The 13,447-nt window shown below is 71.8% G+C and carries 15 protein-coding genes; 9 read left to right on the top strand and 6 right to left on the bottom strand.

Going from position 1 to position 13,447, the window contains the following annotated elements:
- Positions 1-117 precede the first annotated feature (117 nt).
- A complete protein-coding gene (locus tag LQ326_RS39685; RefSeq protein WP_234543935.1) occupies positions 118-762 on the top strand; it encodes a TetR/AcrR family transcriptional regulator in 645 nt (214 codons plus the stop codon).
- Between the two features lie 71 nt (positions 763-833).
- Here the strand turns inward: LQ326_RS39685 and def are convergent, their stop codons facing one another.
- Positions 834-1,373, bottom strand: coding sequence for a peptide deformylase (gene def / locus LQ326_RS39680; protein ID WP_234543934.1), 540 nt, complete (start codon positions 1,371-1,373; stop codon positions 834-836).
- Positions 1,374-1,523: 150 nt separating this feature from the next.
- On the opposite strand from def, the gene LQ326_RS39675 reads away from it, so the two are divergent.
- From LQ326_RS39675 to LQ326_RS39655, 5 genes are all read left to right on the top strand, one after another.
- Positions 1,524-2,762, top strand: a complete 1,239-nt coding sequence (locus LQ326_RS39675; RefSeq protein ID WP_234543933.1) for a MurT ligase domain-containing protein — start codon at positions 1,524-1,526, stop codon at positions 2,760-2,762.
- 31 nt (positions 2,763-2,793) lie between these two features.
- On the top strand, positions 2,794-3,522 hold the full coding sequence (locus LQ326_RS39670; RefSeq protein WP_093505915.1) for a type 1 glutamine amidotransferase: 729 nt from the start codon (positions 2,794-2,796) through the stop codon (positions 3,520-3,522).
- A gap of 180 nt (positions 3,523-3,702) precedes the next feature.
- On the top strand, positions 3,703-4,728 hold the full coding sequence (locus LQ326_RS39665) for a 6-phosphofructokinase (protein WP_234543932.1): 1,026 nt from the start codon (positions 3,703-3,705) through the stop codon (positions 4,726-4,728).
- A gap of 191 nt (positions 4,729-4,919) precedes the next feature.
- Positions 4,920-5,870 carry a cytochrome c oxidase assembly protein gene (locus LQ326_RS39660; protein WP_234543931.1) on the top strand — a complete coding sequence of 317 codons (951 nt, stop codon included), beginning with the start codon at positions 4,920-4,922 and terminating at the stop codon, positions 5,868-5,870.
- 106 nt (positions 5,871-5,976) lie between these two features.
- Positions 5,977-6,156 carry a hypothetical protein gene (locus tag LQ326_RS39655; RefSeq protein WP_234543930.1) on the top strand — a complete coding sequence of 60 codons (180 nt, stop codon included), beginning with the start codon at positions 5,977-5,979 and terminating at the stop codon, positions 6,154-6,156.
- A 262-nt stretch (positions 6,157-6,418) separates the two neighbouring features.
- On the opposite strand, the gene LQ326_RS39650 is transcribed toward LQ326_RS39655, so the two are convergent.
- From LQ326_RS39650 to LQ326_RS39635, 4 genes are read right to left on the bottom strand one after another with little or no spacing between them, the layout of a single operon-like run.
- Positions 6,419-7,600 (bottom strand): sensor histidine kinase, encoded by a 1,182-nt coding sequence (locus tag LQ326_RS39650; protein ID WP_234543929.1) that lies wholly within the window; start codon positions 7,598-7,600, stop codon positions 6,419-6,421.
- Entirely contained in the window at positions 7,597-9,309 is a 1,713-nt protein-coding gene (locus tag LQ326_RS39645; RefSeq protein WP_234543928.1) for a sodium/solute symporter, read from the bottom strand. The genes LQ326_RS39650 and LQ326_RS39645 overlap by 4 nt, the downstream gene beginning before the upstream one ends.
- Complete coding sequence (locus tag LQ326_RS39640) at positions 9,306-9,683, bottom strand: hypothetical protein (protein ID WP_234543927.1); 378 nt, start codon at positions 9,681-9,683, stop codon at positions 9,306-9,308. Before LQ326_RS39640 ends, LQ326_RS39645 begins: the two co-directional genes overlap by 4 nt.
- Positions 9,684-9,685: 2 nt before the next feature.
- Positions 9,686-10,435 (bottom strand): LytR/AlgR family response regulator transcription factor, encoded by a 750-nt coding sequence (locus LQ326_RS39635; protein ID WP_234543926.1) that lies wholly within the window; start codon positions 10,433-10,435, stop codon positions 9,686-9,688.
- 111 nt (positions 10,436-10,546) lie between these two features.
- Here LQ326_RS39635 and LQ326_RS39630 point away from each other — a divergent pair, with 111 nt between their 5' ends.
- From LQ326_RS39630 to rocD, 3 genes are all read left to right on the top strand, one after another.
- The gene (locus LQ326_RS39630) at positions 10,547-11,032 is read left to right on the top strand and encodes an Lrp/AsnC family transcriptional regulator (RefSeq protein ID WP_181802789.1); all 486 of its coding nucleotides are present in this window, start codon (positions 10,547-10,549) and stop codon (positions 11,030-11,032) included.
- Positions 11,033-11,177: 145 nt separating this feature from the next.
- Positions 11,178-11,996, top strand: coding sequence for a dimethylargininase (ddaH, locus tag LQ326_RS39625; RefSeq protein ID WP_234543925.1), 819 nt, complete (start codon positions 11,178-11,180; stop codon positions 11,994-11,996).
- A gap of 19 nt (positions 11,997-12,015) precedes the next feature.
- Positions 12,016-13,236 (top strand): ornithine--oxo-acid transaminase, encoded by a 1,221-nt coding sequence (gene rocD / locus LQ326_RS39620; RefSeq protein WP_234543924.1) that lies wholly within the window; start codon positions 12,016-12,018, stop codon positions 13,234-13,236.
- Positions 13,237-13,247: 11 nt separating this feature from the next.
- On the opposite strand, the gene LQ326_RS39615 is transcribed toward rocD, so the two are convergent.
- Complete coding sequence (locus LQ326_RS39615) at positions 13,248-13,418, bottom strand: DUF305 domain-containing protein (RefSeq protein ID WP_372497075.1); 171 nt, start codon at positions 13,416-13,418, stop codon at positions 13,248-13,250.
- Positions 13,419-13,447 lie beyond the last annotated feature (29 nt).

Below are 13,447 nucleotides of genomic sequence, written 5' to 3'. Positions count from 1 at the left end.
CATCGGTAGGAAAAGTCAACTCCCGAGGTCACCTCGGCAGCCAGTTCGAGGGCGAATGGCTGTCAGGTGTTAGTTTGCGCAGGCGTCACCGATAACAGCACGGGGTGGGGAGAGCACATGGACACCACACAGCGGACCGAACAGCAGCGGTCCGCCGACCGCCGACGGCGCGAGCTGTTGGAGGCCGCCGACCGGGTGGTGCTGCGCGACGGCCCACAGGCTTCCATGAACGCGATCGCGGCGGAGGCCGGCATCACCAAGCCCATCCTGTACCGCCACTTCGGTGACAAGAGCGGGCTGTACGCGGCGCTGGCCAAGCGGCACACGGACGCGCTGCTGAACTCGCTGCGGGAGGCGCTGGACGCTCCCGCGGACCGCCGTGAGCGGGTCGAGGCGACGCTGGACACGTACCTCGCGGCGATCGAGGCGCGGCCCCAGGTGTACCGGTTCCTGATGCATCCCGCGGAGGGCGGCACGGGGACCGACCAGGGGTTCGATGTCGGGAAGCACTCGGCTCCGCTGTTGCGGCGGATGGGCGAGGAACTGGCGCAGGTCATCGAGGAGCGGCTGGATCTGGGCCCCGGGAGCCAGCAGCTGGCCCGGGTGTGGGGACACGGGATCGTCGGGATGATGCATGCGGCCGGGGACTGGTGGCTGGGGGAACGGCCGTGTACTCGGGCCCAGTTGGTCAAGAGTCTGGCTGATCTCCTGTGGGGTCGCCTGGCGGCCGCGGGGGACAAGGTCGGCGGTCCGGGATTCTGAGGGGTCCGGTTCCGGCCGACCGCCCGGCGGGCGCCGATCGCGCGGTTCCCCGCGCCCCCGAAGGCTTTTCCTCACCGGCGCCACGAAGACTTCGCCACCTGTCGCATCAGCTTGCGCTTGCGCCAGCCTGTGACGTGGTCGGCGTAGACGCGGCCCTCCAGATGGTCGGTCTCGTGCTGGAGGCACCTCGCGAAGAAGCCGGTGCCATGGACGGTGATCGGCTCCCCCGTCACCGTGAAGCCCTCCACCACCGCGTGGTCGTAGCGTTCCGTGCCCGCCTCCAGGCCGGGCAGGGACAGGCAGCCTTCCGGGCCGCGGAGCGTGACGCCGTCCGCCGCCGCCAGGCGGGGGTTGACCACGTGGCCCAGGTGCCGGACGTCTTCGTCGTCGGGGCAGTCGAAGACGAACACCCGGAGGGATTCCCCCACCTGGTTCGCCGCCAGGCCCACGCCCTCCGCCGCGTACATCGTCGCGAACAAGTCCTCCACCAGCCGGGAGAGTTCGGGGCCGAACTCGGTGACCTCCGCGCAACGGGCGTGCAGGACGGGGTCACCGAGCAGGGTGAGAGGCCGGACCCGTCCGCGGGCGCCCGGAATGGAACCGTGTCGCATGGCCGTAAGGGTACGGTTCGGATCGGGCCCTGCCCGCCGCGCAGGCACGGGCCGGAATTCGGGTGTGCGAATGGATCTCGATAGGCTGACCTCACACCACGTTGCCGGATGGCTCAGGCGCGGCGCGTACGCAAGGAGGATCGAGAACTGATGGCAGGCAACTCGGACCCGCTCACGCCGCGGGCCAAGCTGGCCGTGACCGCGGGCAAGGCGGTCGCGGCGGCATCCCGGGCAGCGGGGCGCGGCAGCGGGTCGGTGATCGGGGGCCGGGTCGCGCTCAAACTCGACCCCGACCTGCTCGCCCGGCTCGCCCAGAACCTGGACGTCACCCTCGTCTCGGCGACCAACGGCAAGACGACGACCACCAGGCTCATCGCCGAGGCGCTGAAGGCCGCGGGGCCGGTCGTCTCCAACGCGCTCGGCGCCAACATGCCGGCCGGTATCACCTCCGCCCTGGCGGGCGGGTCGGAGTCAAAGTTCGGCGTGATCGAGGTCGACGAGAAGTACCTGGCCGGGGTGGCCCGGGACACCGACCCGAAGTGCATCGCCCTGCTCAACCTCTCCCGGGACCAGCTCGACCGCGCCGCCGAGACCCGGATGCTCGCCGAGAACTGGCGCGAGGGCCTGGCCGGGTCGAAGGCCGTCATCGTGGCGAACTGCGACGACCCGCTGGTGGTGTGGGCCGCCTCCTCCTCCCCCAACGTGATCTGGGTCGCCGCCGGGCAGATGTGGAAGGACGACGCCTGGTCCTGCCCGTCCTGCGGTGGCGTGATGCAGCGGCCCGGAGACGACTGGTTCTGCGGTGAGTGCGGGTTCCGGCGGCCGACGCCGAGCTGGGTGCTGTCGGGCGATCACGTGCTCGACCCGCACGGGTCCGCCTGGCCGATCCACCTGCAGCTGCCGGGGCGTGCCAACAAGGCGAACGCCGCCTCCTCGGCCGCCGTCGCCGCCGTCTTCGGAGTGCCGCCGCAGGTCGCCCTGGAGCGGATGTACCAGGTGCAGGCCGTCGCGGGGCGCTACGACGTCGTGCAGTTCCAGGAGCGCGACCTGCGACTGCTGCTGGCCAAGAACCCGGCCGGCTGGCTGGAGACGTTCTCGCTGATCGACCCGCCGCCGGCGCCGGTCATCCTCTCGGTGAACGCGCGCGGCGCCGACGGCACGGACACCTCCTGGCTGTGGGACGTGGACTACACGCGCCTGACCGGCCACCCGATCTTCGTGCTCGGCGACCGCAAGCTGGACCTCGCGGTACGGCTGGAGGTCGCGGGCCAGCACTTCCAGGTCTGCGAGTCGCTGGACCAGGCCGTCCAGATGTGCCCGCCGGGCCGGATCGAGGTCATCGCGAACTACACCGCCTTCCAGGACCTGCGCCGCCGCGTCGGCAACTGACCGCATCAGACATCGGAGTGACGATCCCCTCATGAGCGACAACCAACTGCGGCTGGTGTGGATCTACCCGGACCTGCTCAGCACCTACGGCGACCAGGGCAACGCGCTCGTCGTGGAGCGCCGGGCCCGGCAGCGCGGGCTCGACGTGGCCCGGCTCGACGTGCGCAGCGACCAGCCGATCCCGACCTCCGGCGACATCTACCTGATCGGCGGCGGTGAGGACCGTCCGCAGCGGCTCGCCGCCGAGCGGCTGCGCCGGGACGGGCACCTGTACCGGGCGGTGGAGAACGGCGCGATCGTGTTCTCCGTGTGCGCGGGCTACCAGATCCTCGGGCACGAGTTCATCAACGACCTCGGGCAGCGGGAGCCGGGCCTCGGCCTGCTCGACGTGACGACCGTGCGCGGCACCGGCGAGCGCTGCGTCGGTGACGTGCTCGCCGACATCGACCCGCGCCTCGGGCTCCCCCCGCTCACCGGGTTCGAGAACCACCAGGGCGTCACCCAGCTCGGCCCCACCGCCCGCCCGCTCGCCCGGGTCCAGCTGGGCAAGGGCAACGGCACCGGGGACGGCACGGAGGGCGCGTACAACGACACCGTCTTCGGCACGTACATGCACGGGCCGGTCCTCGCCCGCAACCCGCTCATCGCGGACCTGCTGCTGAAGCTGGCGCTCGACGTGAACGCGCTGCCGCCCATCGACGACCGCTGGTACGAGGCGCTCCGCAACGAGCGCATCGCGGCCGCTCAGCAGCCTGCGTGACCCTTCGGGAACGGCCGCTTCCGGGGCCCGCCTGACAGTGCGCCCGCTCACATGTGCGGGCGCGTCCAGCAGGCGGACGCCCGGTGCGAAAGGCCCCCCTCACGCCGGTAGGGTGACGCCGATGACAGCCGGACAGCGCGGTCCGGTACCCGGCCCACGTGGAGAAGGTTGTTTCGGGCTATGCGCATTGGTGTCCTCACGTCCGGCGGCGACTGCCCCGGCCTGAACGCCGTCATCCGGTCCGTCGTGCACCGTGCCGTCGCCGACCACGGCGACGAGGTCATCGGCTTCCGGGACGGCTGGAAGGGCCTCCTGGAGTGCGACTACCTCAAGCTCGACCTCGACGCGGTGGCCGGCATCCTGGCCCGCGGCGGCACCATCCTCGGATCCTCCCGGGTCCAGCCCTCGCACCTGCGCGACGGCGTGGAGCTGGCCAGGGGGCACGTCGCCGAGCTCGGGCTCGACGCGATCATCCCGATCGGCGGTGAGGGCACGCTGAAGGCGGCCCGGCTGATGTCCGACGCCGGTCTGCCGATCGTGGGCGTGCCGAAGACCATCGACAACGACATCGCCGTCACCGACGTGACCTTCGGCTTCGACACGGCCGTGGGGGTCGCGACCGAGGCGCTCGACCGGCTCAAGACCACCGCCGAGTCCCACCAGCGGGTGCTGGTCGTGGAGGTCATGGGGCGGCACACCGGCTGGATCGCCCTGCACTCCGGCATGGCGGCCGGCGCCCACGCCATCGTCGTACCGGAACGGCCCTTCGACATCGAGGAGCTGTCCCGCCGGGTCGGCGAGCGGTTCGAGCTGGGCAAGCGCTTCGCGATCGTCGTCGCGGCGGAGGGGGCGAAGCCGAAGGCGGGCACGATGGCCTTCGACGAGGGCGGCAAGGACATCTACGGCCATGAGCGGTTCGCCGGGATCGCCCGGCAGCTCTCCGTCGAGCTGGAGCAGCGGCTCGGCAAGGAGGCACGGCCGGTCATCCTCGGGCATGTGCAGCGGGGTGGCACGCCGACGGCGTACGACCGCGTGCTGGCGACGCGGTTCGGGTGGCACGCGGTGGAGGCGGTGCACCGGGGGAAGTTCGGCCACATGACCGCGCTGCGGGGGACGGACATCGTGATGGTGCCGCTGGCGGACGCGGTGGAGACGCTGAAGACGGTTCCGACCGAGCGGTACGACGAGGCGGAGACCGTGCTGTGAGGGTTGCGGCCGTGCGTTGGCCGCGGGTGCGTGGGCGCTGGTCGCGCCCACGCGGCGGGGCCGCCCGTCGGCACGGCCCCGCGCCCCTGCGGGGGCGCTCTCGTGCCCCCCGGTCGTAACGGCGGCCGGGGGCGGTTCTACTCTGGGGTCGGCAGTAAACGTACAAGCCCCCACGAATCAGGAGCCGCCGCATGGATCACAGCGGGCACGGCATGACCATGGATCTGCCGCCGTTCACGCTGGGGCGCGGCCTGGAGTGGTCGGCGGATCCCTTCTTCCTCGTCGCCTGTGTCGCGGCGCTGGCGCTGTACGGGTGGGGCGTGGTGCGGCTGCGACGGCGCGGGGACGCCTGGTCCGTGGGGCGGACGGTGTCGTTCGTCGTCGGGGTGCTGACCATCATGCTCGTGATGTGCACCCGGCTGAACGACTACGGGATGGTCATGTTCAGCGTGCACATGGTGCAGCACATGATCATCAGCATGCTCTCGCCCATCCTGATCCTGCTGGGCGCCCCGGTGACCCTGGCGCTGCGCGCGCTGCCCGTCGCCGGGAGGGGCCGGAAGGGGCCGCGTGAGCTGCTGCTGGCCCTGCTGCACAGCCGCTACATGCGGATCGTCACCCATCCCGCCTTCACCATCCCGATGTTCATCGCGAGCCTGTACGCGCTCTACTTCACCCCGCTGTTCGACTTCCTGATGGGCTCCAGGGCCGGGCACATCGCGATGATGGTGCACTTCCTCGCCGTCGGTGTCGTCTTCTTCTGGCCGATCATCGGCGTCGACCCGGGACCGCACCGGCCGGGACATCTGATGCGCATGCTGGAGCTGTTCGCGGGCATGCCGTTCCACGCGTTCTTCGGCATCGCGTTGATGATGGCGTCGGAGCCGATGGTCGGGACCTTCAGGAATCCGCCCGCCTCGCTCGGCATCGACGCGCTCTCCGACCAGAACGCGGCCGGCGGAATCGCCTGGGCGTTCAGCGAGGTCCCGTCCGTACTGGTGCTGATCGCCCTCCTGTTCCAGTGGTACAACTCCGAACAGCGCCAGGCCCGCCGCCAGGACCGGGCCGCCGACCGGGACGGTGACAAGGAACTCGAGGCGTACAACGCCTATCTGGCCGCGCTGAACGCACGCAACGGCTGAAGGGCTCCCCGTTCGGCGGCGGAAGGCCGATTCCTCGGGTGCACTGCCCCCCGGAAGCAGAACGGGGGCACCATGGGGGGAGTCGGACCATGAGGAGGGTGTCGCGATGCCCGGTTCTGCGAACGGCTCGAACGGTGCCACCAAGACGATGGGGGTGCTCACCGTCGGCGCACTGGTGGTGGTCACGGCCTACACGGTGGCGCTCGGCAGCAACGGCTGGCTCTGGTTCGGATGGGTGGTGCTGGGCCTGCTGACACTGGCGATGGTGGTCACCCAGGGCAGCTGACGTCCCGGTCGCACCCACGGGGTCCCGAGGGGGCGCGGCCGGTCACCACGGCGCCGCGGACGGACGACGGCTGCTCGCAAAGCGTCTAGGGCGTGTTGCGAAAGTCCCGTCGTCCGCCCGGAGGGCGGGCCGCGCGGCGTCAGGTGCGTGCTCTCGGCGTGCCGGGCGGAAGCTCTCGTACTGGATGTACTTGGGCTTTCGGCCGGTGCGGCGAGAGTGCGTGCATGGCGTCGCGCGGCAGGCGGGACTTTCGCAACACGCCCTAGTGCACCCCGGGCTGGTACTTGGGCAGCCGGGCGGTGATCTTCATGCCCGCGCCGGGGGCGGTCTCGATGACGAGGCCGTGGTCGTCGCCGTAGACCTGGCGGAGCCGGTCGTCGACGTTGGACAGGCCGATGCCGCCGGACGGGCTGCTCTCGCCGGCGAGGATGCGGCGCAGCAGGGCCGGGTCCATGCCGGCGCCGTCGTCCTCGATGACGACCAGGGCCTCGGCGCCCGCGTCCTGGGCGGTGATCTGGATGTGGCAGGTGCCGGTCTTGCCCTCCAGACCGTGTTTGACGGCGTTCTCGACCAGGGGCTGGAGGCAGAGGAAGGGCAGGGTGACCGGGAGTACCTCGGGGGCGATCTGCAGGGTGACCGTGAGGCGGTCGCCGAAGCGGGCCCGCACCAGCGCCAGGTAGTGGTCGATGGCGTGCAGTTCGTCGGCGAGGGTGGTGAAGTCGCCGTGCCGGCGGAACGAGTAGCGGGTGAAGTCGGCGAACTCCAGCAGCAGTTCGCGGGCGCGCTCGGGGTCGGTGCGGACGAACGAGGCGATCACCGCGAGCGAGTTGAAGATGAAGTGCGGGGAGATCTGGGCGCGCAGGGCGCGGATCTCGGCCTCGATGAGGCGGGTCCGGGAGCGGTCCAGGTCGGCCAGCTCCAGCTGGACGCTGACCCAGCGGGCGACCTCACCGGCCGCCCGGACCAGGACGGCGGACTCGCGCGGGGCGCAGGCGACCAGAGTGCCGTGGACGCGGTCGTCGACGGTGAGCGGGGTGATCACGGCCCAGCGGACCGGGCAGTCGGGGGTCTCGCAGTGCAGCCGGAAGGCCTCACCGCGGCCGGTCTCCAGGGGGCCGGCGAGCCGCTCCGTGATCTCGGTGCGGTGGTGGTCGCCGACGCCGTCCCAGACCAGCAGGTTCTCGTGGTCGGTGAGGCAGAGGGCGTCGGTGCCGAGCAGGGTGCGCAGTCGGCGGGCCGAGCGGCGGGCGGTCTCCTCGGTGAGGCCCGCGCGCAGCGGGGGTGCGGCGAGCGAGGCGGTGTGCAGGGTCTCGAAGGTGGCGTGCTCGACGGGGGTGCCGAGGCCGCCGAGGTTCTGGGGGCGCGCGGTGCGGCGGCCGAGCCAGAAGCCGGCGGCGAGGAGCGGGAGCACGGCCACGCAGAGGCCCGCCAGGAACCCGGTCACGCCTTGACCTCCGCGCGCAGCTCTTCCGGCAGGTGGAAGCGGGCCAGGATCGCGCCCGTCTGGGGCGGTACCCGGCCCGGGGTCGCCAGGGAGACCAGGATCATGGTGAGGAAGCCCAGCGGGACCGACCAGAGCGCGGGCCAGGCGAGCAGGGCGTGCAGGCTGCCGGTGCCGGGGAGGCGGGCCATCGTCGCGGCCACCGCGCAGAACGCCGAGCCGCCCCCGGCCAGCATCCCGGCGGCGGCGCCGGGCGGGGTCAGCCGCCGCCACCAGATGCCGAGGACCAGCAGCGGGCAGAAGGAGGAGGCGGACACGGCGAAGGCCAGTCCGACGGCGTCGGCGACCGGCAGGCCGCCCACGGGCACGCTCGCGGCGAGCGGTACGGCCATGGCGAGGACGGTCCCCAGCCTGAAGTGCCGTACGCCGCGGGACGGCAGGACGTCCTGGGTGAGGACGCCGGCGACCGCCATGGTCAGGCCGGAGGCGGTGGAGAGGAACGCGGCGAAGGCGCCGCCCGCCACCAGCGCGCCGAGCAGGTCGCCGCCGAGGCCGCCGACGACCCGGTCGGGCAGCAGCAGGACGGCGGCGTCCGTCTCGCCGGTGAGGGTGAGTTCGGGGGTGTAGAGGCGGCCGAGGGCGCCGTAGACGGGCGGCAGCAGGTAGAAGAGGCCGATCAGGGCGAGGACGGCGACCGTGGTGCGGCGGGCGGCGACGCCGTGCGGGCTGGTGTAGAAGCGGACGACGACGTGCGGCAGGCCCATGGTGCCGAGGAAGGTCGCGAGGATCAGTCCGTACGTGGCGTACAGCGGGCGTTCCTCGCGGCTCTCGGCGAGCGAGGTGGACATGCCGCCGTTGGTGCCCCGGTCGGTGGCGGGGACGCGGGTGCCCCTGGCAAAGGTCAGCCGGGTGCCCGCGGTGATGCGGTGGGTGCCCTCGGGGAGGGTGACCCGGGTGTCCCGGCGCGGGCTGCCGTCGACGGTGCCGGTGACGGTGACCGTGAGGGGACGGTCGAGCTTGAGCGAGAGGGTGTCCTGGACGTCCACGACGCGCCGGTCGCGGAAGGTGGCCGGTTCGTCGAAGGCGTGGGTGGGGGCGCCGGCGTTCTGCCAGGCGAGGACGAGAAAGAGGGCGGGGACGAACAGGGCGGTGAGCTTGAGCCAGTACTGGAAGGCCTGGACGAAGGTGATGCTGCGCATGCCGCCGGCGGCCACGGTGGCCACGACGACGACGGCGACGATGAGTCCGCCGAGCGCGTCGGGAGCGCCGGTGAGGACCGTGAGCGTCAGCCCGGCGCCCCGCAGCTGGGGCAGCAGGTAGAGCCAGCCGACGCCCACGACGAACGCCCCGGCCAGCCGCCGTACCGTCCGCGAGGCCAGCCGGGCCTCGGCGAAGTCGGGGAGGGTGTAGGCGCCGGAGCGGCGCAGCGGGGCGGCGACGAAGAGGAGGAGGACGAGGTAGCCGGCGGTGTAGCCGACCGGGTACCAGAGCATGTCGGGGCCCTGGACGAGCACCAGGCCCGCGATGCCCAGAAAGGAGGCGGCGGAGAGGTACTCGCCGCTGATCGCGGCCGCGTTGAGGCGGGGGCCGACGGTGCGTGAGGCGACGTAGAAGTCGGACGTGGTCCGGGAGATGCGCAGGCCGAAGGCGCCGACGAGGACGGTCGCGACGACCACGAGGGCGACCGCCGGGACGGCATAGCTGGAGTTCATCGGTCCTGTCGGTCCTCGACGAGGCGGACGAAGTCCTCCTCGTTGCGTTCGGCGCGGCGCACGTACCAGCGGGCGAGCAGGATCAGCGGGGCGTACAGGCAGAAGCCGAGCACCACCCACTCCAGTCGGCGCGCGTCGGGGGCGGCGGCGAAGACCAGCGGGAGCGGGCCGACCAGCAGCACCAGGACCGCGAACACCACGAGGGCGACGCGCAGTTGGCTGCGCATGAGGGAGCGGACGTAGGTGTGGCCGAGGGTGGTCTGCTCGTCGATCTCGGTGCGCGCGCGGTAGTAGCCGGGGTCACGGTGGCCGCGACGGCCGCGGCGGGGCGGGCCGGTGACGGTGACCCGGCGCTCGGTGGGGTCGGCGGGCATCGTCAGGCCCTCCTCATCAGCAGGTCCCGCAGCTCGCGGGCGTGGCGTCGGCTGACCTGGAGCTCTTCCGCACCGACCAGGACGCTCACCGTGCCCGCGTCCAGGCGGAGTTCGCCGATGTGGCGGAGGGCGACGAGGTGGCGGCGGTGGATGCGGACGAAGCCGCGGGAGCGCCAGCGGTCCTCCAGGGTGGACAGCGGGATGCGGACGAGGTGGCTGCCGCGGTCGGTGTGCAGGCGGGCGTAGTCGCCCTGGGCCTCGACGTGGGTGATGTCGTCGACCGCCACGAACTTCGTCACGCCGCCGAGTTCGACGGGGATGTGGTCGGGGTCGGGTTCGTGCACGGGTATCCGGGGTGCGCTGCCGCGCAGTTCGGCGGCCCGCCGTACCGCCTCCGCCAGGCGTTCCTTGCGTACCGGCTTGAGGACGTAGTCGACTGCCTTGAGATCGAAGGCCCTTACCGCGAAGTCCTCGTGGGCGGTGACGAAGACGACCAGCGGGGGCCGGGCGAAGCCGGTGAGCAGCCGGGCCAGATCGAGTCCGTCCAGTCCGGGCATCTGGACGTCGAGGAAGACGACGTCGATGGCCTCGGGGCCCTGGGGTCCGGACTCCAGCGCGCGGGTGATGCGGCGCAGCGCCTCGGTGGCGTCACCGGCGCCCTCGACGCTGCCGATGCGCGGATCGGCGTTCAGCAGATAGAGCAGCTCCTCCAGCGAGGGGCGTTCGTCGTCGACGGCGAGGGCGCGCAGCATGAACGGAGTGTAGGCGGCCGAACGCGGCGCTGGACATGTACCGGACGTGGACGTCCGCGCCGGATGAAGTGGTGTTCCCGAAGTGTCCGCGGCCGTGGTTACAGTGCGGGCATGAACAGCGGCACCGCCCCCTTCGACGATCTCGACCGGAAGATCACCACCGCGTTGATGGCGAACGCGCGGACCAGTTTCGCCGAGATCGGCGCCGCCGTCGGGCTCTCCGCGACGGCCGTGAAGCGGCGGGTCGACCGGCTCCGCGAGACCGGTGTGATCACCGGGTTCACGGCCACCGTCAAGCCGTCGGCCCTCGGCTGGCGCACGGAGGCGTACGTCGAGGTGTACTGCGAGGGCGCCGCGCCGCCCCGGCGGCTCGCGGAGGTGGTCCGCAACCACCCGGAGATCACCGCGGCCATGACGGTGACCGGCGGCGCGGACGCCCTGCTGCATGTGCGGGCCCGGGACGTGGACCACTTCGAGGAGGTGCTGGAGCGGATCCGCGTGGAGCCGTTCATCCGGAAGACGATCAGCGTGATGGTGCTGTCGCATCTGCTCCCGGAGAGCCCCGAGGCGGGCGCCACCCACCCCGTGCCGGAGTAAACGCACTGATCCTGCGTTTGTACGATCGGAGACGCAGCATTCCTGCGCAGACACGCAACAATCATTGCTTGTCGCCCGTATCCGACGCTTTCTACCTTGGTGTCAACCCTCAGTCGACACCGCGGGAAAGCGGAGGAACCCCTCTGTGTCCGAAAGCCGTGTGCCGCGTCTCAGGCGCTTTCTTGTCTGCGAACCCAGACATTTCGCCGTGCAGTACGCGATCAATCCCTGGATGAACCCCGACACCAGGGTCGACGTCGACCTGGCCCAGGAGCAGTGGACCGCGCTGATCAGCGCCTATCGCGCCCACGGCCACAGCGTCGACCGGCTGGAGCCGGTCCCCGGCCTGCCCGACATGGTGTTCGCCGCGAACTCGGCGGTCGTCGTCGGCGGCCGGGTCTTCGGCTCGCTCTTCCACTCGCCCGAGCGGCGACCCGAGTCGACCCACTACGACCTCTGGTTCAAGACCGCGGGTTATGACGTGTACCGCCCCGGCTCGGTGGCCGAGGGCGAGGGCGACCTGGTCTGGACGGGCCGGTACCTGCTCGCCGGCACCGGATTCCGCACCACCCGCGAGGCGCACCGGGAGGCCCAGGAGTTCTTCGGCCACCCGGTGATCAGCCTGACCCTGGTGGACCCGTACTTCTACCACCTGGACACGGCGCTGTTCGTCCTGGACGAGGGGAACCAGAACAACATCGTCTACTACCCGCAGGCCTTCTCCCCCGGCAGCCGTGACGTGCTGCGCCGGCTGTTCCCGGACGCGGTGCTCGCCACCCGCGACGACGCCCTGGCATGGGGCCTGAACTCGGTCTCCGACGGCCGCCACGTCTTCATCGCGCCGCAGGCCGAGACCCTGGCCGCCCGGCTCGCCGACCGGGGCTACGAGCCCGTTCCCGTCGACCTGTCGGAGTTCCACAAGGCAGGCGGCGGCATCAAGTGCTGCACCCAGGAAATCCGCTGAGGACCAGGAGATCCCCCAGATGACCGCACCCGCCCGCACCCGCACCTCCGCCGAGCTGATCGAGGCGGAGGGCCCGGTCCTCGCGCACAACTACCACCCGCTGCCCGTCGTCGTCGCCCGCGCCGAGGGCACCTGGGTGGAGGACGTCGAGGGCCGCCGTTACCTCGACATGCTGGCCGGCTACTCGGCCCTCAACTTCGGCCACCGCCACCCGGCGCTGATCGAGGCCGCGCACCGCCAGCTGGACCGCCTCACCCTCACCTCGCGCGCCTTCCACAACGACCGGCTCGCCGAATTCGCCGAACGGCTCGCCGAGTTGACCGGCCTGGACATGGTGCTGCCGATGAACACCGGCGCCGAGGCGGTCGAGTCCGGCATCAAGGTGGCCCGCAAATGGGCCTACGACGTGAAGGGCGTCCCCGCCGACCGGGCCACGATCGTCGTCGCCGCGGACAACTTCCACGGCCGTACCACCACGATCGTCAGCTTCTCCACCGACGAGACCGCCCGCGCGGGGTTCGGCCCGTTCACGCCGGGCTTCAGGATCGTGCCGTACAACGACCTGGCCGCGCTGGAGGCGGCGGTCGACGAGACCACGGCGGCGGTGCTGATCGAGCCCATCCAGGGCGAGGCCGGGGTGCTCATCCCGGACGACGGCTACCTGACCGGGGTCCGCGAGCTGACCCGGCGCAAGGGCTGCCTGTTCGTCGCCGACGAGATCCAGTCCGGCCTCGGCCGCACCGGCCGTACCCTCGCCGTCGACCACGAGGGCGTGGTGCCGGACGTGCTGCTGCTCGGCAAGGCGCTGGGCGGCGGGATCGTGCCGGTGTCCGCGGTGGTGGCCCGGCGGGAGGTGCTGGGGGTCCTGCACCCCGGCGAGCACGGCTCGACGTTCGGCGGCAACCCGCTCGCGGCGGCGGTCGGCACGGCGGTGGTCGAGCTGCTGGAGAGCGGCGACTTCCAGCGCCGCGCCGCCGAGCTGGGCGTGATCCTGCGCGACGGCCTGACGGAGCTGGTCGGCAGGGGCGTGGTCGGCTTCCGCTCGCGCGGGCTGTGGGCGGGTGTCGACGTGGACCCGGCGATCGGCACCGGGCGGGAGATCGGCGAACGCCTGATGCGCGAGGGCGTCCTGGTCAAGGACACCCACGGCTCCACCATCCGGCTGGCCCCGCCGCTGACCATCACCGCGGAGGAACTGCGGTCGGCGCTGGCGACGTTGGGGAAGGTGCTGGCGGCCTGACAGGCCTCGAGTCAGCCGGTCGTGGTGGTGATCTCCGGGTCCCGCGCCTTCTCGATCCGGGTGGCGAGGCCTTTCACCCGGGCGGAGGAGGCACGGCCGGCTGCGAGGGAGGCCATCTCCAGGGCCTGCCGGTGGTGCCGGTGAAGGCCGCGTCGAGCGCCTGGGCGCGGTCGGCGTAGCACGTGATCCGGGTGATCAGGCCGGCGGCGAC

The organism is Streptomyces shenzhenensis, from assembly GCF_021462265.1.
Taxonomy (GTDB): Bacteria; Actinomycetota; Actinomycetes; order Streptomycetales; family Streptomycetaceae; genus Streptomyces; species Streptomyces shenzhenensis.
This window is presented reverse-complemented; position numbering and strand designations above follow the sequence as displayed.

Bases quoted from the DNA above. Each gene is read 5' to 3' on its own strand.
- LQ326_RS39685 (WP_234543935.1), top strand. From the start codon at position 118: ATGGACACCACACAGCGGACCGAACAGCAGCGGTCCGCCGACCGCCGA.
- def (WP_234543934.1), bottom strand. From the start codon at position 1,373: ATGCGACACGGTTCCATTCCGGGCGCCCGCGGACGGGTCCGGCCTCTC.
- LQ326_RS39675 (WP_234543933.1), top strand. From the start codon at position 1,524: ATGGCAGGCAACTCGGACCCGCTCACGCCGCGGGCCAAGCTGGCCGTG.
- LQ326_RS39670 (WP_093505915.1), top strand. From the start codon at position 2,794: ATGAGCGACAACCAACTGCGGCTGGTGTGGATCTACCCGGACCTGCTC.
- LQ326_RS39665 (WP_234543932.1), top strand. From the start codon at position 3,703: ATGCGCATTGGTGTCCTCACGTCCGGCGGCGACTGCCCCGGCCTGAAC.
- LQ326_RS39660 (WP_234543931.1), top strand. From the start codon at position 4,920: ATGGATCACAGCGGGCACGGCATGACCATGGATCTGCCGCCGTTCACG.
- LQ326_RS39655 (WP_234543930.1), top strand. From the start codon at position 5,977: ATGCCCGGTTCTGCGAACGGCTCGAACGGTGCCACCAAGACGATGGGG.
- LQ326_RS39645 (WP_234543928.1), bottom strand. From the start codon at position 9,309: ATGAACTCCAGCTATGCCGTCCCGGCGGTCGCCCTCGTGGTCGTCGCG.
- LQ326_RS39640 (WP_234543927.1), bottom strand. From the start codon at position 9,683: ATGCCCGCCGACCCCACCGAGCGCCGGGTCACCGTCACCGGCCCGCCC.
- LQ326_RS39635 (WP_234543926.1), bottom strand. From the start codon at position 10,435: ATGCTGCGCGCCCTCGCCGTCGACGACGAACGCCCCTCGCTGGAGGAG.
- LQ326_RS39630 (WP_181802789.1), top strand. From the start codon at position 10,547: ATGAACAGCGGCACCGCCCCCTTCGACGATCTCGACCGGAAGATCACC.
- rocD (WP_234543924.1), top strand. From the start codon at position 12,016: ATGACCGCACCCGCCCGCACCCGCACCTCCGCCGAGCTGATCGAGGCG.